Origin of the sequence: Pseudonocardia xinjiangensis (genome assembly GCF_012911925.1) — a bacterium.
GTDB classification, from domain to species: Bacteria; Actinomycetota; Actinomycetes; order Mycobacteriales; family Pseudonocardiaceae; genus Pseudonocardia; species Pseudonocardia xinjiangensis.
Genome location: NZ_JAAXKY010000043.1, coordinates 12375 through 29074 on the forward strand (window position 1 = coordinate 12375; position 16700 = coordinate 29074).

Consider the following 16700-nt stretch of genomic DNA (forward strand, 5'->3'; position numbering starts at 1 on the left):
CTGTCCCCCTCGTGGTCGCCGGATGCGGTGCAACCCGAGTATCGCCGCCCGGCTCAGGCCCAGGTCACCGGCAGCGCGTGGACGCCGAAGATCTGCATGTCGTTGCGCAGCGGGACCTCCTCGGCGGGGACGGCCAGCCGCAGGTTCGGCAGGCGGGTGAGCAGCTCGCTGAACCCGATGCGCATCTCGATGCGGGCCAGCTGCTGGCCCAGGCACTGGTGAACGCCGTGACCGAAGGCCAGGTGCGGGGTGCGGTGCCGGTGCACGTCGAGCCGGTCCGCATCGCGGAACTGCCGTGGATCGCGGTTGCTTTCGGGCATCGCGATCACCACGGTCGTCCCGGCGGGGATGTCGACCCCGCCGACGGTGACGTCCTTGATCGCCACCCGGGTGACCCCGAGCTGGACGATGCTCAGGTAGCGCAGCAGCTCCTCGACCGTGTTGTCGATCAGCGTGGGGTCGGCGCGCAGCGCGGCGAGCTGGTCGGGGTTCTCCAGCAGTGCGAGCGTGCCGAGACCGAGCATGTTCGCGGTGGTCTCGTGGCCGGCCCCGAGCAGCACCAGTGCCATGTCGACCAGCTGAGCGTCGGTGAGCGGCGGGTCGGAGTCGTGGACGAGGCCGGAGAGCAGGTCGTCGGTCGGGTTCTCCCGCTTCTCGTTCACCAGGCGCTGGATGAACCCGTAGAGCGCCGCCCCGGCGCGCGCCCGCTCCTCGTCCCCGGAGTTGATGTTCAACGCGATGGCCGTGTTCGCCTGGAACTCCTCGCGGTCGGCGTAGTCGACGCCGAGCAGCTCGCAGATCATCAGCGAGGGGATCGGCAGCGCGTAGGCGGCCACCAGATCGGCCTCGGTGCCCCTCGCCTGCATGGCCTCGATGTGCTCGACGGCGATCTCGGTGAGCCGCGCCTCCAGAGCCTTCATCCGCCGCACGGTGAACTGGCCGGTGAGCAGGCGCCGTAGCCGCGTGTGCTCGGGCGGGTCCATGAACACGAACATCCCGTCGGTACGGCTCTCCACCCCGGTCCCGGCCGGGGCCTCGCCCCGCTCGGCAGCAGCGGCCATCTCTGCGACCTCGTGCGGCTGCAGCTGGGAGGCGTCGCGGTGGCGTACCCGGTCAGAGCTGAACCGGGGGTCGGCCAGCACCGCCCGGGCCTCCTCGAACCCGGTCACCAGGACGGCACGGGCGCCGTTGAGCAGCGTCAACGGCTGCACCGCCCCGTCTCCCCGGCGCCGCTCCAATCCGGGCGCCGGATCGAACGGGCACTTCCCGCGTTCGGTCATGTCCGCGGGCAGGACCCGGGTCATCGCGGTCGCCGACCCCGCCGGGGACTCGTTCGAGGTCTGTTCGCTGGTCGCGCTCATCAACGTCCTTTCCAGGCACGCCGTCGCGTGGCCGCCCGTGGTGGGAGGGCGCCGCCAGCCTACAAACGTGCACGACGCGCATCAATGCACGTCGTGTCACATCAAGGCAGCCGAACGCGCACCCGTTCATGATCGCCTCTGAACCAGTGCACGCTCGGCGTCTGGCGGCGGTCAGCGCCGCGTCACACGTACGCGCCCGGCCGGACGATCATCAGCACCACGACGACCGCCCACAACACGTTGTAGATGCCCGCGAACATGCTCAGCCTGCGCAGCCGGCTGCCGTCGTCGGGCTCGGCGAGCGCATCCCGCTGCCCCGGCACGATCAGCAGGGCGAGCAGCAGGCCGGCAGCCAGGGTGAGGACCATGGCGATGTTGATCCAGATCTCCCCCATCCGCCCCTGGACGACGGCGAGCGCGATCCCCACGACCGGCACGGCGATGCCGAAGACCCCATAGACCCGGGTGATGCGGTGCAGCGCGACGGCGACCGACCGGCTGCGTCCGCCCTCCCCGTCGGACGGCGACCCGGCGTCGACGCCCGCCGCGTCCGGCCCCACCACCACCCCGGCGGTGACCGGCGCGTAGCGGGAGAACAGGCTCGCCGCGACGGCCGACCCTCCGACGAAGACGATGCCGGCGAGCACGTGCACCGACAGCAACAGAGCTTCCACAGCCAGACCCCGTCCCTCAACCTTCAGAGTGCCTGAAGCCTAACAGGACCTTCAGGGCGGCTGAAGCTGACGGTCAGGGCCGCGCGCGCTCTCCGAAGACACCGTCCAGGGCGGCGGCGACCCGTTGCTGGATCGGGTCGGCGTCCGGCCCGAAGAGCAGCGCGTCGACACGTGCCACCCCTGCCATGGCCTCGCCGAGCAGCCGAACACCCTCCGGGGTCAGCTCGATGTTCGACGCCGACCCGGCGCGCGCGGTGGTGTCGCGGACCAGCCCGGCACCGACCAGCGACTTCACCGCCGCGTGGACGCTCTGCACCGCGACCCCGGACATCCGGGCCAGATCACTGAACGAGGCACCGGGCACACCCGAGATGTGCCCGAGCAGGCTCAGCCTGCTCACCGTCAGGCCCAGCGGCGCCAGCGCGGCGGCCAACTCCGACTCGATCCGGTGCGCCAACGTGAGCAGCACGATGGACGTGCTGATCGTCGGCGGTGCCGGGACGTCCTCGCGAGTCACGCATCCAGTTTCCCGTAGCGCCTCGACGGCCGACAACTGCGCCACAGTGCACGGTCGTCAACGCTTGACCTGGTGCGCGGTGTGCGCAGGATGGTCCTCCCGACCATCAACCCTGGGAGCGCGTCGATGATCCACCGCCGCATCGTGCCGAACCTCAACGTCGACGACGCCACCACCGGCCACGAGTTCTACGAGGAGTTCCTCGGGCTGCGGAAGGAGTTCGACATGGGCTGGGTCGCGAGCTTCCGGTCACCGACGAACCCCACAGTGCAGGTGAGCCTCGTCTCCGGCGACCGCACCGCGCCGGAGCCGTCGTCGCTCAGCGTCGCGGTAGCCGATGTCGACGCCGCCTACGCCGACGCCCAACGCCGCGGCTACGAGATCGTCCACCCCCTCACCCACGAGCCCTGGGGCGTGCGGCGCTTCTTCGTCCGCGACCCCCACGGCATCGTGGTCAACATCGTCGGCCACGCGGACTAGCTGCAATGCCCAGCCGGGTTGTTGACCCGGCTGATGAGTGGGTGGCCGCCGAGCGCGGTGTGGCCGTCGTGGGTTTTCTCGTCGGGGTGGATCTCGGCGTGGGCCAGGCGGGTGTCGTCGTCGATGGCGGCGTGGACGGAGCTGAACCCGACCCGTGGCCGGTGCGGGTCTGGCGGGAACGGTCGCTGTCGCGGCCGTGCACCGGCCGGCGCTGCCGTCGCGGAGCCGGGCGAGCTTCTTCACATCCACGTGCGTGGCGGACGGCGGGGGCGATCGGCGAGTCCGGAAGGCCACTGCCACGAGCGCTGAACGGCTGTTGACCTGCGACGACGAACATTAATTCGAACATATGTTCGAGTATGATGGAAGGGTGTCGGACAGCCCGCTCACCACCACCCATCGCCTCCTGGTCGAGGCGATCGACGCGCTGTCCGCGGCCATCGACGGCGCTACCGACGACGACCTGCTCTCGGTCCTCACCTTGTGCGAGGGCACGAGCCGGCGGTTGGACCGGGTTGTCGTTGCCGCCGTGTCGATTTTGGAGCGGCGGGGGACGTTCGCGGAGCGGGGCTACAGGTCGACTCCGGCGGCGTTGGGGGATCTGCTCGGGTGGGAACGGTTCGAGGCCCGGCAGCGGGTGGTCGCCGCCGAACAGGTCTGCCCGCGGGTCGGGCTAGACGGCACCGCGCTGCCCGCCCGGTTGGCCGCCACCGCGGAGGTGTTCGCCGCCGGCGCCACCGGATTGCGGCACGTCGCGGTGATCGCCCGCGTGTTGGCCAGCCCGGCCGCCGAGCGGCTCACGCCCGAGGTGTGGGCGGGTGCCGAAGCCCAACTCGCCCACAAAGCGGCCGTCTATACGCCGTCGGAGCTGCAGACCTGGGGCACCGCTCTCGTGGAGGCCCTCGACGAGGACGGGCCCGAGCCCGACGACCGTCCACCCGCGCCGGTCAACGAACTGCACCTGCTCCGGCACCGCGGAAAGGCGGGCGGCACGCTGAAGGGCCGGTTCGATGACGCGGCGATGTTCGATGCCATTGCCACCGTGGTCGACTCCCACGCCCGACCCGTCACCGGTGATGAGCAGCGCAGCCTCGCTCAACGCCAGGCCGAAGCCCTCGCGGATGTGTGTGGCTACGTGCTCGACCACGGTGACGTGCCCGAGTGCGGCGGGCGCCGCCCGCACCTGAATGTGTTGATCCGGCTGGAGGACCTGGAGAACCGGGCCCGCGCCGCGTGTTTGGACTTCGGTGGCACCTTGTCGCCGGAGTCGTTGCGGATGCTGGCCTGTGACGCGAGGGTCGTCCCCGTCGTGCTCAACGGGAAGGGCCAGCCCCTCGACGTCGGCCGGGTCACCCGCACCATCCCCGACGGGCTGCGCCGCGCCATCGCCGCCCGCGACCGCGGCTGCGCCGGGTGCGGGCGGCCACCGTCGTGGTGCGAGGTCCACCACATCACAGCCTGGCAAGACGGCGGCGACACCGCCCTGCACAACTGCGTCATGCTCTGCCGGGCGTGCCACCGCCTGCAGCACCACTCCGAGTGGGAAGTCCGCATCCGCGACGGGTTGCCCGAGCTGATCCCACCCGCCTGGATCGACCCGCAGCGAAGACCCCGCCGAAAACCACTCCTGCACCTCGCCGCGTAAGAGGTCGAACAGATGGGCGCGCTCGGCTGTGCCCACCCTACGACTCACTCGCCACTCTTGACCTCAACCGGGCTTCAGGGGCGACTCTCCTTGTGACAGTCCGGTTGACGTGATGGAGAAGCAGATGCCAGTCCCGACGACGGGTGTAACTGAGCTCGTCATGGAAGTGCGTGATCTTGCGGCGTCCGAGCAGTTCTACACCGGCGTACTCGGCTTGCCGGTCGTAGGCCGCTGGGAAGGAGAGGCGCTCCGAGGGCGGGAGGCCGTCTGGTTGCAGTCGGGAAGTCAGACCCGCATCGGTCTGTGGAAGCCGCAGATCGGCATCGCCGGCTCGCGCGGTGGCGTGCATGTTCACTTCGCGATGACTGTCGCGGAGGGTGACTACGACGCGGTCGTGGCCCAGATCCGTTCGCACGGGGTGCACGTCGACGAGGTCTACTTCGGCGACGATCCAACAGCGCCGGGACAGCGCTCGGCCTACGTCACGGATCCCGACGGGCACGTCGTGGAGTTCTGGACGCGTGACGTCGCGACGCAGACGGCGGCAGGCCCTCCGCACGCCACGAGCCCGGACGTACACAGTGCCGACGGCTAGGAAAGGCGTTCCGTCGACCCGGCGGTGAGCGCCGCGGCGATGTTCTCCATCGCGTTCTTGACCAACGCGCCGTAGGAATCATCGCCGAGTACGTCACTGACCGACCGGGCCCGAGCGAGGAATTCGGCGGCCCGCTCCGCGTCGCCGAGGCGCCGGTGGTCGTCGGCGATGCTCAGGTAGAGCGACGGCATGAAGCTGCGGACCTGCAACGACTCGTCGAACTTCTGTGCGCGTTCGTCGGTCACCGCGGCAACGGCAGCCAACGCCCGTTCGTCCCACAGCAGCTCGCTGCGGTCGTCGTCCTGGACATCCGCTGTGAAGTGCGCGATCACGCAGCGGTGGAAGGCATCGCCGTCGTCCTCCCCGATCTCGGTCCAGAGCGCCTCGAGCGCTGCCCGTGCGGCCGCTCTGTCACCCGTGCGCCCTCGCTCGACAGCAGCGTTCAGGCGTGCCATCACGTCGTCGTTCATCTGCGGTCCCTGTCTGGACGGGTGTTGATCTGTCCAAGGGTCACACCTCAGGTAGGTCGAGAGTCAACGAGCACGACCGGGTGAGAGCACAAAACCGCCCGCTGACCGTGTCACTGCTGGTCAGCGGGCGGTTCTGCGAGTCGAGGCGAGGTGCCCCCGGTGGGATTCGAACCCACACTGGAACCCTTTTAAGGGGCCTGCCTCTGCCGGTTGGGCTACGGGGGCGCACGCCCAGCGTACGGATCAGACCCCTGTGGGCACGTACCCGGTCACGCGCCCCGGAGGCCGGGTGAGACGGCCTCCTCCCCCTGGCCGGGGCCGGGGGGAGCGCCTGCCTGTTCCGCACCGGGCCGCGCTGCGGGCGGGGCCGGCGGGGCGGGTGCGGCGGGCAGTGAGGACGGGTCGCGGGCGACGCGGTCGAACTCCGCCTTCGGGTCGTTGATCTGGCCCAGGGCCACGACCTCCCGGCCCAGGAACAAGGCGCCGGTCCAGTCGAGGACGATGCGGACGCGCCGGTTCCAGGTGGGCATCCGGCTCACGTGGTAGGTGCGGTGCATGAACCAGGCGACGATTCCGCGCAGCTTGATGCCGTAGATCTCCGCAACGCCCTTGTACAGCCCGAGGCTCGCCACCGAACCGGCGTAGCTGTGCTTGTACGGCGTGAGCTGACGCCCCCGCAGGTGGGCCACGATGTTGTCGGCGAGCACCTTGGCCTGCCGCACCGCGTGCTGCGCCGACGGGCTGGTCTTGGCCTCCGGGTCGTCCTTCGACAGGTCGGGGACCGAGGCGCAGTCGCCGGCGCTGAACACCTCGGGCATGCCGACGACCTGGAGCATGGCCGTGCACTCGATACGGCCGCGGTTGTCGCGCGGCAGGTCGGTGTGCTCGAGCATGGGGTTGGGCTTGACGCCCGCGGTCCAGACGATCGTGTCGGCGTCGAACTCGTTGCCGTCGTCGAGGACGACGTGGCCGTCCACCATCGACTTGACGCGGGTGTCGAGGTTGACCTGGATACCGGCCTCGAGCAGGCGCTCCACCGTGTAGCGACCCATCTTGGGCCCCACCTCGGGCATGATCCGGTTGGCGGCTTCGACGAGAACCCAGCGCAGGTCCTCCGGCGTGATGTTCTCGTAGTAGCGGGTGGCGTAGCGGGCCATGTCCTGCAGCTCGGCGAGGGCCTCGATGCCGGCGTAGCCGCCGCCCACCACCAGGAAGGTGAGGAAGCGCTCGCGTAGCTGCGGGTCGAGCGTGGTGGCCGCGGCGTCGAGCCGGGACAGCACGTGGTTGCGCAGGTAGATGGCCTCGCCGACGGTCTTGAACGCGATGCCGACATCGGCCAGACCCGGGACCGGGAGCGTGCGGGCCACCGAGCCGGGGGCCACGACCAGGACGTCGTAGCCGACCGTGGTCATGTTGCCTGCGGCAAGCTCGGCGGTGACCTCACGCGTTGCGTGGTTGATGCGGGTGACTCGGCCGGTGAGGTGGTGACACTTCCTCAGCACCTTGCGCAGCGGCACCACGACGTGCCTCGGCTCGATGGATCCGGCCGAGGCTTCGGGCAGGAACGGCTGGTACGTCATGTGTGACTGCGGGTCGATCACCGTCACTTCGGCTTCCCCCCGGCGCAGCTTCTTCTGCAGCCGCAGGGCTGTGTACATGCCGACGTAGCCGCCGCCTACCACGACGATCCTCGTGTTGCGCGCCATGAGCCCATGCTCCCACTCTCACGGCGCCTTCACCGCCCGAGTGCGCGTGACGAGGGCAACCCACCCTCAAACGTAATACCTGCAGCGTGTGCGGCGCGCCGCAGCACGTCCTCCAGCATGGCCGGAGTGAGCTTGCCGGTGAACGTGTTCTGCTGGCTGACGTGGTAGCTGCCGAACAGGTGCAGCGGCCCCCGCTCGCCCGCCAGCTCGACGTGGACCCCGTGCCCGAACCGCGGCCGCGGGCGCGGCACCTGCCAGCCGGCCCCGGCCAGTACCGGCAGCAACGCCTGCCACCCGAACGCCCCCAGCACCACCGCCGCGCGCGGGCGCAGCAGCGCCAGCTCGGCACGCAGCCACGCGCCGCAGGTGTCGCGCTCGGCCGGGGTCGGCTTGTTGTCCGGCGGCGCGCAGTGCACCGGTGCGGTGATCCGGGTGTGGAACAGCTCGAGGCCGTCGCCGCGATGCACGGCCGTCGGCTGGTTCGCGAGCCCGACCGCGTGCAGGGCCGCGAACAGGACGTCGCCGGACCGGTCGCCGGTGAACATGCGGCCGGTGCGGTTGCCGCCGTGGGCGGCCGGCGCGAGCCCCACAACCAGCAGCGATGCGTCCGCGGGACCGAGCCCGGGCACCGGACGGCCCCAGTACTCCTCGTCGCGGTACGCGGCGCGCTTCTCCCTGGCCACGAGCTCCCGCCAGGCCACCAGCCGGGGGCAGGCCCGGCAGTCGACCAGCGCCGCGTCGAGGTGATCTAGGGTCGGAAACGTGTCCGAGGAGAGCGCACCGGAGAAGCCCGCACCGCCCGTCGACGACCTCGTCACCACGTCCCACACGTTACGCACGCCTGCGGGCGAGCTGGCCTACACGGCGACCGCCGGGCGGATCGTGCTGCGTCACGAGAAGCACACCGACGGCCGGTTCGACGGGCACGAACCGCACGCCGAGGTCTTCGTCGTCACCTACACCCTCGATGGCGCCGACCCGGCCACCCGCCCCGTCACGATCGCCTTCAACGGCGGCCCCGGGTCGTCCAGCGTGTGGCTGCACCTCGGGCTGTTCGGGCCGCGGCGCGTCGTGATGGGTGACGCGGGCGCGCTCACCCCGCCCCCGTGGGGCCTCACCGACAACCAGGAGTCGCTGCTCGCGCACTCCGACCTCGTCTTCGTCGACCCCGTCTCCACCGGCTACTCCCGCGCGGTCACCGGCGGCAAGCCGGAGGACTTCCACGGCTACGCCTCCGACGTCGAGACGATCGGGGAGGTGGTTCGGCTGTGGGTCACCCGCAACGAGCGGTGGCTCTCGCCGAAGTACCTCGCCGGGGAGTCCTACGGCACGCTGCGCGCCGCCGCGCTCGCCCAGCATCTGCAGGACCGCCACGGCATGTACCTCAACGGCCTGATGCTGATCTCCAGCGTGCTGGACATGGGGTCGATCCGCTTCACCGAGGGCAACGACCGGCCCTTCCCGCTCTTCCTGCCCACCTACGCGGCGATCGCCCACCACCACGGACTGCACCCGGGACGTGAGCTGCGGGAGGTGCTCGCCGACGCCGAGGAGTTCGCCGCGGGTGAGTACCCGGCGGCGCTCGCCAGTGGCGCCCGGCTCCCCGCGGAGGACCTCGACCGGGTGGCCCGGCGACTCGCCACGCTGACCGGGCTCGACGAGGGCTACGTGCGCCGCGTGCGGCTGCGGATCGAGCACCACCGGTTCTTCCGGGAGCTGCTGCGCACCTCGGGCCGCACCGTGGGCCGCATCGACGGCCGGTTCACCGGCTGGGAGGACGACGGCGGCGGCGAGCGGCCCAGCTACGACCCGTCGATCGCCGCGATCACCGGGCCGTACACCGCGGCGCTCAACTCGCACGTCCGCAGCAGCCTCGGCTACGCCAGCGACCTGCCCTACGAGGTGCTGAGCGGACGGGTGCAGCCGTGGTCGTACAAGGAGTTCGAGGGCCGCGGGGTGTCGGTCGTGGGGAAGCTCTCCGCGGCCATGCGCGCCAACCCCCACCTGCGCGTGCACGTGGCCTGCGGCTACCACGACGGCGCCACCCCGTACGCCGCCGCCGAGCAGGTGCTCGCCCAGCTGCCGATCCCCGACGAGCTGCGGGACCGCATCGAGGTCCGGTACTACGAGGCCGGCCACATGATGTACGTGCACGAGCCCTCGCGGCTGGCGCAGTCGGCCGACCTGGCGGCGTTCGTGACGGAGAACCGGTAGCGCGCGGCGGGGATCAGGCGATCGAGCGCGCGATCCCGTCGAGGATGTCGTGCTCGCTCACCACGAGCTCGGTGACACCGGCGCGGTCGGCGAGCTCACGGGCCAGCGCGTCGACGATGAGGGCCCCGGCGCCGATCACGTCGATCCGGCCGGGGTGGATGGCACGGTGGGCCTTGCGCTCCTCGCGGGACATGCCCAGCAGCTCGGCGGCCACCCGGTGCAGTTCCTCGGTCGCGAGCCGGGAGTGGTGCACCGCCTCGGGGTCGTACTCCTCAAGGCGGAGCGCCACGGCCGACAGCGTGGTGACGGTGCCCGCGACGCCGACCCACGTGCGCACGCCCTCCACCGGCACGGCGGCGAACGCCTCGTCGAGGATGCCGGTGGTCACCCGGCGGGCCTCCGCCACCTCGTCCTCGGACGGCGGGTCGCCCTGCAGGCACCGCTCGGTGAGGCGGACGCTCCCCACGTCGACCGAGCGGGCGGCCTGCACGGTGGCCTTCCCGTCCTCCAGCGTGCCGACGACGAGCTCGGTGGAGCCGCCGCCCACGTCGACCACGACGAACGGGCCGTCGCCGGGATCGAGGTCACCCACCGCCCCGACGAACGACAGGTTCGCCTCCTCGTCGCCCGAGATCACCTCGGCCTCGACGCCGAGCGTGTCGCGGACCATCGCGAAGAACGCCTCGCGGTTGCGGGCGTCGCGCGAGGCGCTGGTGGCGACCATCCGCACCCGCTCGGCGCCCTCGCGGCGCACCACCTCCGCGTAGTCGACCAGCGCCGCGTGGGTGCGCTCCAGCGCCTCGGGAGCGAACTCCCCGGTGGCGTCGACGCCCTGCCCGAGCCGGACGATCCGCATCTCGCGGTGCACGTCGCGCTGCTCGGTGGCGCCGTCCTCACCGGTCGTGATGTCGGCGACGAGCAGGCGGATCGAGTTCGTCCCGCAGTCGATGGCGGCCACGCGCGACATGCACCCTCCAAGGTCGGATCGGGGAATGCGCCAACCGTACGCGGGCGGGTGCCAGGAGTTCAGGAAAGCCACTTTGCTGCCCGCAGAGGGCCTGAAAGTGGCTTTCCTGAACCTCCGGGGTGCCCCCCGGCTAGCCTCGGGTCGTGGTCGACCAGTTGAGTGCCTTTGCGCCGTTCGTCGGGGCCGTCGGCAGCGAGACTCACCGCGTCTCGAACCAGCCGCCTCCCCTGGCCGGCCACGACCCGCTGGCCTGCGATCCCGCCCTCATCGACGCCGTCGGCCGGGAGGGTGCGCAGGACGCACTGCCGGACCTCGGACGGCTGGGCGCGCTGATCACCTCGCCGGAGGCGCAGGACCACGCGCGGCTGGCCAACGTGCACGAGCCCGTGCTGCGCACCCACGACCGGTACGGCCACCGGATCGACGAGGTGGAGTTCCACCCGTCGTGGCACTGGCTGCTCCGCACCGCGGTCGGGGCGGGGTTGCACGCCACCCCGTGGGCCGCGGAGCCCGGCACGGGCGCCCACGTGCGGCGGGCGGCCGGCTTCTACCTGATGAGCCAGCTCGAGTCCGGGCACGGCTGCCCGGTCTCGATGACCTACGCCGCGGTCCCCGCGCTGCGCCACGACCCCGCGCTCGCGGCGGTGTACGAGCCGGGCCTGCTCTCCACGTCGTACGAGTTCGGGCTCGCCGACCCGGGGACGAAGGCGGGGCTGCTGGCCGGCATGTCCATGACCGAGAAGCAGGGCGGCTCCGACGTCCGCGCGGGCACCACGGCGGCCACGCCCGCGCCGGACGGGACCTACCGCCTCGTCGGTCACAAGTGGTTCACCTCCGCGCCGATGAACGACCTGTTCCTCACGCTCGCCCAGGCCCCCGGCGGGCTCACCTGCTTCGTGCTGCCCCGCGTGCTCCCCGACGGCACCCGCAACGCGATCCGGCTCCAGCGGCTCAAGGACAAGCTCGGCAACCGGTCCAACGCCTCGGCCGAGATCGAGTACACCGGTGCGACGGGCTGGCGCCTCGGCGACGAGGGACGGGGCGTCGCCACGATCATCGACATGGTCTCGATGACCCGCCTCGACTGCGTGCTCGGCTCCGCCGCCCTCACCCGGGCCGCACTGACGGAGGCGGCGCACCACGTGGCCCACCGCAGCGCGTTCGGGTCCCGGCTCGCCGACGCCCCGCTGATGCAGGCCGTGGTCGCGGACCTCGCGCTGGAGTCCGAGGCCGCCACCGCGCTCGCACTGCGGCTCGCCGGCGCCGTCGACCGTGGTGAGCGCTCCCTGCTCCGGCTCGCGCTCCCGGCGTCGAAGTACCTGGTGTGCAAGCGGGCGCCGGGTGTGGTGGCCGAGGCGCTGGAGTGCCTCGGCGGCAACGGCTACGTCGAGGAGTCGGCGCTGCCGCGGCTCTACCGGGAGGCCCCGCTCAACTCGATCTGGGAGGGCTCGGGCAACGTCACCGCGCTCGACGTGCTGCGCGCCGTGACCCGTTCCCCCGGCTCCGTGGACGCGGTGCTGGCGGAGGTGGACGCGGCCGCAGGCGCCGACAACCGCTTCGACCGCGGCGTCCGGGAGCTGCGCTCCGAGCTGCAGGGGCGCGACGAGCGACGGGCCCGGCGCCTCGCCGAGCTGCTCGCCCTGTGCCTGCAGGGAGCACTCCTGCTGCGGCACGCGCCCGACGAGGTCTCATCGGCGTTCGTCGCGTCGCGCTTCGGCTCCGACGGCCCGTGGCGCACGGCGGGCACCCTGCCGCCCGACGTGCCCGCGGCGGCCCTCCTGGAGCGGGTCACACCCCGCTGAGGCGGCTCAGCCGTCGGTGGCCTGCGGCCGGGCGCAGGGGCCCGCGTGCCACCACTCGCCCAGCTCGGCGAGCGCCTCGTCGCCGAACGGGTTGACACCGGGACCGGCAGCCAGTGCGTGCGCGACGCACACGTGCAGGCACTTCACCCGGCTCGGCATGCCGCCCGCGCTGACGTCCGTGCCCAGCGGCTCGATCGCGTCCCGTTCGGCGAGGTAGGCGTCGTGGGCGCGCTGGTAGGCCGCGGCGAGCTCGGGGTCATCGGCCAGCCGCTCGGTCATCTCGCGCATCCGGCCGTCGGCCTCGATGCCGCCGATCCGGGAGTTCAGCCGGGAGCACGTCAGGTAGTACAGCGTGGGGAACGGGGTGCCGTCCTCCAGGCGGGGAGCGGTCTGCACCACCGACGGAAGCCCGCAGGGGCAGCGGTGGGCCACCCCGCAGACCGCGCGGGGGGCGCGGCCCAGCTGCGCGGCCACCGCGGCCGCGTCGGCGGTGTCGATTCCGGGGCTGATTCCGCGCGTCTCCGGACTCGGCGTCATCGGGAGCCCTCCAAGGTCTCGCGCCACAGGTTCCGGTACCACGGCTCGCCGCCGACGTCGGCCCCCGACCCGTCGTCGTCCGGCCCGGTCGGGAGCTGCACGACGTAGGGCACCTCTCCCGGCGTGACGTAGCCGAGCCGGGTCCTGGCCTGTGCCTCGACCTCTGCAGGGTCCGACAGGCGCGCCCGCTGCCTGGTGAGCTCGTCGACCTCCGCGGCGAGCGCCTGCTGCTGCTTCGAGACCGCAGCCAGCTCCTGGCGCTGGGCCACGTAGTTGCGCAGCGGGACCGACACCGTGAGCGCCAGCGCACAGATCACCAGTGCCAGCACGGCGGCGCGCCGCGTGGAGGACACCCCGAGCATCCCGGTGGTGGCGGCCACGACACCGCGCGTGCGGGTCAGCCGGTTGAGCTTCGGCTCCCGGCTCCGGCGGCGCGACGCCCCCGTGCCCGACCGGCGTGGCGCCGGTGGCGTCCGGGGCGTCCGTTCGCCCCGGACCCTGGTCCGTTCCTCGGCCACCACGCCGCCTCAGGCCCCGCGCGCGAGCGACTCGCGCACGAGAAGGGGGCGACCAGCTGGCACGTCAGGCTCCTGACTCCGCCACCGTGAACCGGGGGAAGGCAAGGTCGCCGGCGTAGCGGGCGGCGTCGCCCAGTGCCTCCTCGATGCGCAGCAGCTGGTTGTACTTCGCCACGCGCTCCGAGCGCGCCGGGGCCCCGGACTTGATCTGCCCGCATCCGGTGGCGACGGCCAGGTCGGCGATGGTGACGTCCTCGGTCTCGCCCGAACGGTGGCTCATCATGCAGCGGTAGCCCGAGGAGTGCGCGAGCGTGACGGCGTCGAGGGTCTCCGACAGCGTGCCGATCTGGTTCACCTTCACCAGCAGCGCGTTGGCCGCGCGGCGGCTGATGCCCTCGTCGAGCCGCTCCGGGTTGGTGACGAACAGGTCGTCGCCGACGAGCTGGACCTTGTCGCCGAGAGCCTCGGTGAGCGCCACCCACCCGTCCCAGTCGTCCTCCGACAGCGGGTCCTCGATGGACACCAGCGGATAGGCGTCGACCAGTTCGGAGTAGACGGCGGAAAGCTCCTGTGAGGACAGCTTCCGGCCCTCGTAGGAGTAGACGCCCTCGCTGTGGAACTCGGTGGCCGCCACGTCGAGGGCGAGCGCGATGTCCCGGCCGAGCGTGTAGCCCGTCTTCTCCACCGCTTCGGCGATGAGGTCCAGCGCCGCACGGGTGCCGGGCAGGTCGGGCGCGAAGCCGCCCTCGTCGCCCAGACCGGTGGCCAGGCCCTTGCCCTTCAGCACCGACTTGAGCGCCTGGTAGACCTCCGCGCCCCAGCGCAGTGCTTCGCGGAACGAGTCGGCGCCGACCGGCGCGATCATGAACTCCTGGACGTCGACGGAGCTGTCGGCGTGGGCGCCACCGTTGATGATGTTCATCATCGGCACCGGGAGCACGTGGGCGTTCGGGCCGCCGACGTAGCGGAACAGCTCGAGACCCGACGACTCCGCCGCGGCCTTCGCCACGGCGAGGGACACCCCGAGCAGCGCGTTGGCCCCGAGGCGGGACTTGTCCGGCGTGCCGTCGAGGTCGACCAGGCGCTGGTCGACGAGGCGCTGGTCGATGGCCTCCATGCCGGTGAGCTCCGGCCCGATCTCGTCGAGCACCGCCGCGACGGCCTTCTCGACACCCTTGCCGCCGAAGCGCAGCGGGTCGCCGTCGCGCAGCTCCACCGCCTCGTGCTCACCCGTGGACGCGCCCGACGGAACGGCGGCGCGCGCCAGCGTCCCGTCGTCCAGCGCGACCTCGACCTCCACCGTCGGGTTGCCCCGCGAGTCGAGGATCTCCCGCGCGCCGACCTGCTCGATGACCGCCACCAGTGCTCCCGTCCGGGCTCGTTATGACGCCAGTTCGCGCTCAGCCGGGGCTGGGCGCCGTGTCCGGTGGCTCAGCGTAGTCGCCGCCCCTTCTCCACCGGCGCAGGAACTCGCCACCGGTCGCCCGGGTCCTCGATAGTTTGCCGCCACGACCCGTGTCAACCCCTCGCAGATCGCGTCCCGTCCACCTAACGTAGGGACGACCATGACGAGCCAGCCCGCGTCCGACGGCCTGTTCGAACAGTTCCGCCGGGCAGAGATGTTGATCGCCAGGAGCCGTCCGCTCGACGCGCTGCAGGCGCTCGGCCCCGTGCTCGAGAGCCAGCCCAACGACGTGTCCGTTCAGCTCCTCGCCGGGCGCGCCTACCTCAACTCGGCCCAGCTGCACCGCGCCGAGGAGGCCTTCGCCCGCGTGCTCGACCTGGATCCGTCCGACCACTACGCGCGCTTCGCGCTCGGCAAGGCGCTGCACCGGCAGGGACGGCTCGCCGAGGCGCAGGCCCAGCTCAAGATGGCGGCGGCCATGGACCCGCGCCCGGAGTACCAGGAGGCGCTGGGAGAGGTACTGGCCCGCATCGCCGTGGAGGGCGCGGAACCGGCCTGACCCGAGCCGGCTCACGCCTCGAACAGTCCGCTGCCCCAGTAGTCCCCGTTGCGCGTCACGCCGGGCGGGCACGCGAACAGGCCCGATGCGACGTGCTGGATGTACTCGTTGAGCGCGTCGCTCGACCCGAGCTTGCGCTGCAGCGTCACGAACGTCGCCGGGTCGGACTGGAAGCTGATGAAGAACAGCCCAGCTTCGAGATCGCCCGTGGTGGGGTCGATCCCGTCGTTGAACGAGTACCCGCGGCGCAGGATCCGCAGGCCGTTGTTGTTCTCGAACGCGGCGAGCCGGATGTGGGCGTTGTCGGCGATCACGGGGGTGCCGTCGGGGCCGGTCGCGCCGAAGTCGGGGGTGTCGAACTCGGCGGTGCCGGTGAGCGGGGCCCCGGCCGACTTCGTGCGTCCGAACACCTCCTGCTGGTCGGACAGGTAGTCGCGGTCCCAGTTCTCGACGAACATCCGGATGCGCCGGGCCACGAGGTAGGTGCCACCGCGCATCCACGCCTGGTCCGCCCCGTTGCCGACCCACACGTGCTGGTCGAGCGCGGCGGTGTCGTCGCCCCGGATGTTGCGGGTACCGTCCTTGAACCCCATCAGGTTGCGCGGCGTGGACTGGCCCGCGCCGGTCGTGGAGGTGCGGCCGAAGCCGAGCTGGGTCCACCGGTTGACCACGGTGCCGCGGCCGAGCCTCGCCAGGCTGCGGATCGCGTGGAACGCCACCTGCGGGTCGTCGGCACACGCCTGCACGGCGATGTCCCCGTTGCTCCTGGAGCCGTCGAGCAGCTCGCCCGGCAGCGCGGGCAACGGCTGCAGCGCCGCGGGACGCCGGGAGGCGAGCCCGAACCGGTCGTCGAACATCGACGGCCCGAACCCGATCGTCATGGTCAGGCGGGACGGCGTCAGCCCGTCGGCCTCGCCGGAGTCGGCGGGGGGGACATCGGGCGTCGCCGAGCTGCCCGGCACGGGCGCGCCCTGGGCCATCGCCGCGGCCGCCGTCGTCCAGCTCTGCAGCATCGAGACCAGATCGTCGCGGTCGGGGGTGGTGACGTCGAACGCCGCGAACGCGAGCTGGTTCTGGACGTCGGTGCTGATGCCGGCCTGGTGCTCGCCCTGGAAGGCCACCACGGGTGCCGCAGGCGCCGCGGGTGCCGCCGCGGCGATCGACGTGCCCGCGACGGCGAGACCGGCACCCGCCACTCCCGCACCGGCAAGACTGCCGAGGAAGCGGCGCCGGGACAGTTCAGCCATGCC

At 71.9% G+C, this 16700-nt stretch carries 17 protein-coding genes and 1 tRNA gene; 6 read left to right on the top strand and 12 right to left on the bottom strand.

The genetic code is table 11. The features are described 5' to 3' along the window. Positions 1-53: 53 nt before the first annotated feature. The 3 genes from HF577_RS15055 to HF577_RS15065 form a co-directional block, all read right to left on the bottom strand. Positions 54-1361 carry a cytochrome P450 gene (locus tag HF577_RS15055; RefSeq protein ID WP_169396476.1) on the bottom strand — a complete coding sequence of 436 codons (1308 nt, stop codon included), beginning with the start codon at positions 1359-1361 and terminating at the stop codon, positions 54-56. A gap of 182 nt (positions 1362-1543) precedes the next feature. After that, complete coding sequence (locus HF577_RS15060) at positions 1544-2035, bottom strand: hypothetical protein (protein ID WP_169396477.1); 492 nt, start codon at positions 2033-2035, stop codon at positions 1544-1546. 73 nt (positions 2036-2108) lie between these two features. Next, on the bottom strand, positions 2109-2552 hold the full coding sequence (locus tag HF577_RS15065) for a MarR family winged helix-turn-helix transcriptional regulator (protein WP_169396478.1): 444 nt from the start codon (positions 2550-2552) through the stop codon (positions 2109-2111). Between the two features lie 90 nt (positions 2553-2642). Between HF577_RS15065 and HF577_RS15070 the strand changes: the two genes are divergently transcribed. The 3 genes from HF577_RS15070 to HF577_RS15080 all read left to right on the top strand — a co-directional run bounded on the left by HF577_RS15070 (position 2643) and on the right by HF577_RS15080 (position 5272). Further along, positions 2643-3032, top strand: a complete 390-nt coding sequence (locus HF577_RS15070; protein WP_246266395.1) for a VOC family protein — start codon at positions 2643-2645, stop codon at positions 3030-3032. A 370-nt stretch (positions 3033-3402) separates the two neighbouring features. Continuing rightward, positions 3403-4677: an HNH endonuclease signature motif containing protein gene (locus HF577_RS15075; protein WP_169396479.1), complete on the top strand. Its 1275-nt coding sequence runs from the start codon at positions 3403-3405 to the stop codon at positions 4675-4677. A gap of 124 nt (positions 4678-4801) precedes the next feature. Further along, on the top strand, positions 4802-5272 hold the full coding sequence (locus HF577_RS15080; RefSeq protein ID WP_169396480.1) for a VOC family protein: 471 nt from the start codon (positions 4802-4804) through the stop codon (positions 5270-5272). Here HF577_RS15080 and HF577_RS15085 read toward each other — a convergent pair. The 4 genes from HF577_RS15085 to HF577_RS15100 all read right to left on the bottom strand — a co-directional run bounded on the left by HF577_RS15085 (position 5269) and on the right by HF577_RS15100 (position 8179). Further along, positions 5269-5742, bottom strand: a complete 474-nt coding sequence (locus HF577_RS15085) for a hypothetical protein (RefSeq protein ID WP_169396481.1) — start codon at positions 5740-5742, stop codon at positions 5269-5271. The genes HF577_RS15080 and HF577_RS15085 overlap by 4 nt on opposite strands. 151 nt (positions 5743-5893) lie before the next feature. Beyond that, positions 5894-5967 (bottom strand) — tRNA-Leu (locus HF577_RS15090). A gap of 44 nt (positions 5968-6011) precedes the next feature. After that, positions 6012-7448 (bottom strand): NAD(P)/FAD-dependent oxidoreductase, encoded by a 1437-nt coding sequence (locus HF577_RS15095; protein ID WP_169396482.1) that lies wholly within the window; start codon positions 7446-7448, stop codon positions 6012-6014. 29 nt (positions 7449-7477) lie between these two features. Then, complete coding sequence (locus HF577_RS15100; protein ID WP_211174311.1) at positions 7478-8179, bottom strand: uracil-DNA glycosylase; 702 nt, start codon at positions 8177-8179, stop codon at positions 7478-7480. Between the two features lie 31 nt (positions 8180-8210). Here HF577_RS15100 and HF577_RS15105 point away from each other — a divergent pair, with 31 nt between their 5' ends. Continuing rightward, positions 8211-9662: a S10 family peptidase gene (locus HF577_RS15105; RefSeq protein ID WP_169396483.1), complete on the top strand. Its 1452-nt coding sequence runs from the start codon at positions 8211-8213 to the stop codon at positions 9660-9662. A 13-nt stretch (positions 9663-9675) separates the two neighbouring features. Here HF577_RS15105 and HF577_RS15110 read toward each other — a convergent pair whose 3' ends face one another. Further along, entirely contained in the window at positions 9676-10629 is a 954-nt protein-coding gene (locus HF577_RS15110; protein WP_169396484.1) for a Ppx/GppA phosphatase family protein, read from the bottom strand. Positions 10630-10772: 143 nt separating this feature from the next. Here HF577_RS15110 and HF577_RS15115 point away from each other — a divergent pair, with 143 nt between their 5' ends. Then, positions 10773-12431: an acyl-CoA dehydrogenase family protein gene (locus HF577_RS15115; protein ID WP_312859144.1), complete on the top strand. Its 1659-nt coding sequence runs from the start codon at positions 10773-10775 to the stop codon at positions 12429-12431. A 6-nt stretch (positions 12432-12437) separates the two neighbouring features. On the opposite strand, the gene HF577_RS15120 is transcribed toward HF577_RS15115, so the two are convergent. From HF577_RS15120 to eno, 3 genes are all read right to left on the bottom strand, one after another. After that, a complete protein-coding gene (locus HF577_RS15120) occupies positions 12438-12968 on the bottom strand; it encodes a DUF501 domain-containing protein (protein WP_169396485.1) in 531 nt (176 codons plus the stop codon). Beyond that, positions 12965-13486, bottom strand: coding sequence for an FtsB family cell division protein (locus tag HF577_RS15125; RefSeq protein ID WP_312859145.1), 522 nt, complete (start codon positions 13484-13486; stop codon positions 12965-12967). Before HF577_RS15125 ends, HF577_RS15120 begins: the two co-directional genes overlap by 4 nt. A 64-nt stretch (positions 13487-13550) precedes the next feature. Beyond that, positions 13551-14846, bottom strand: coding sequence for a phosphopyruvate hydratase (gene eno / locus HF577_RS15130; protein WP_169396486.1), 1296 nt, complete (start codon positions 14844-14846; stop codon positions 13551-13553). Positions 14847-15051: 205 nt separating this feature from the next. On the opposite strand from eno, the gene HF577_RS15135 reads away from it, so the two are divergent. Further along, positions 15052-15450, top strand: a complete 399-nt coding sequence (locus HF577_RS15135; RefSeq protein WP_169396487.1) for a tetratricopeptide repeat protein — start codon at positions 15052-15054, stop codon at positions 15448-15450. A gap of 11 nt (positions 15451-15461) precedes the next feature. Here HF577_RS15135 and efeB read toward each other — a convergent pair whose 3' ends face one another. Continuing rightward, positions 15462-16697, bottom strand: coding sequence for an iron uptake transporter deferrochelatase/peroxidase subunit (gene efeB / locus HF577_RS15140; protein WP_169396488.1), 1236 nt, complete (start codon positions 16695-16697; stop codon positions 15462-15464). Positions 16698-16700 lie beyond the last annotated feature (3 nt).

Excerpts from the sequence above, each read along its gene's own strand:
- HF577_RS15055 (WP_169396476.1), bottom strand. The coding sequence starts at position 1,361 with ATGAGCGCGACCAGCGAACAGACCTCGAACGAGTCCCCGGCGGGGTCG.
- HF577_RS15070 (WP_246266395.1), top strand. The coding sequence starts at position 2,643 with ATGGTCCTCCCGACCATCAACCCTGGGAGCGCGTCGATGATCCACCGC.
- HF577_RS15080 (WP_169396480.1), top strand. The coding sequence starts at position 4,802 with ATGCCAGTCCCGACGACGGGTGTAACTGAGCTCGTCATGGAAGTGCGT.
- HF577_RS15085 (WP_169396481.1), bottom strand. The coding sequence starts at position 5,742 with ATGAACGACGACGTGATGGCACGCCTGAACGCTGCTGTCGAGCGAGGG.
- HF577_RS15095 (WP_169396482.1), bottom strand. The coding sequence starts at position 7,448 with ATGGCGCGCAACACGAGGATCGTCGTGGTAGGCGGCGGCTACGTCGGC.
- HF577_RS15110 (WP_169396484.1), bottom strand. The coding sequence starts at position 10,629 with ATGTCGCGCGTGGCCGCCATCGACTGCGGGACGAACTCGATCCGCCTG.
- HF577_RS15120 (WP_169396485.1), bottom strand. The coding sequence starts at position 12,968 with ATGACGCCGAGTCCGGAGACGCGCGGAATCAGCCCCGGAATCGACACC.
- HF577_RS15135 (WP_169396487.1), top strand. The coding sequence starts at position 15,052 with ATGACGAGCCAGCCCGCGTCCGACGGCCTGTTCGAACAGTTCCGCCGG.
- efeB (WP_169396488.1), bottom strand. The coding sequence starts at position 16,697 with ATGGCTGAACTGTCCCGGCGCCGCTTCCTCGGCAGTCTTGCCGGTGCG.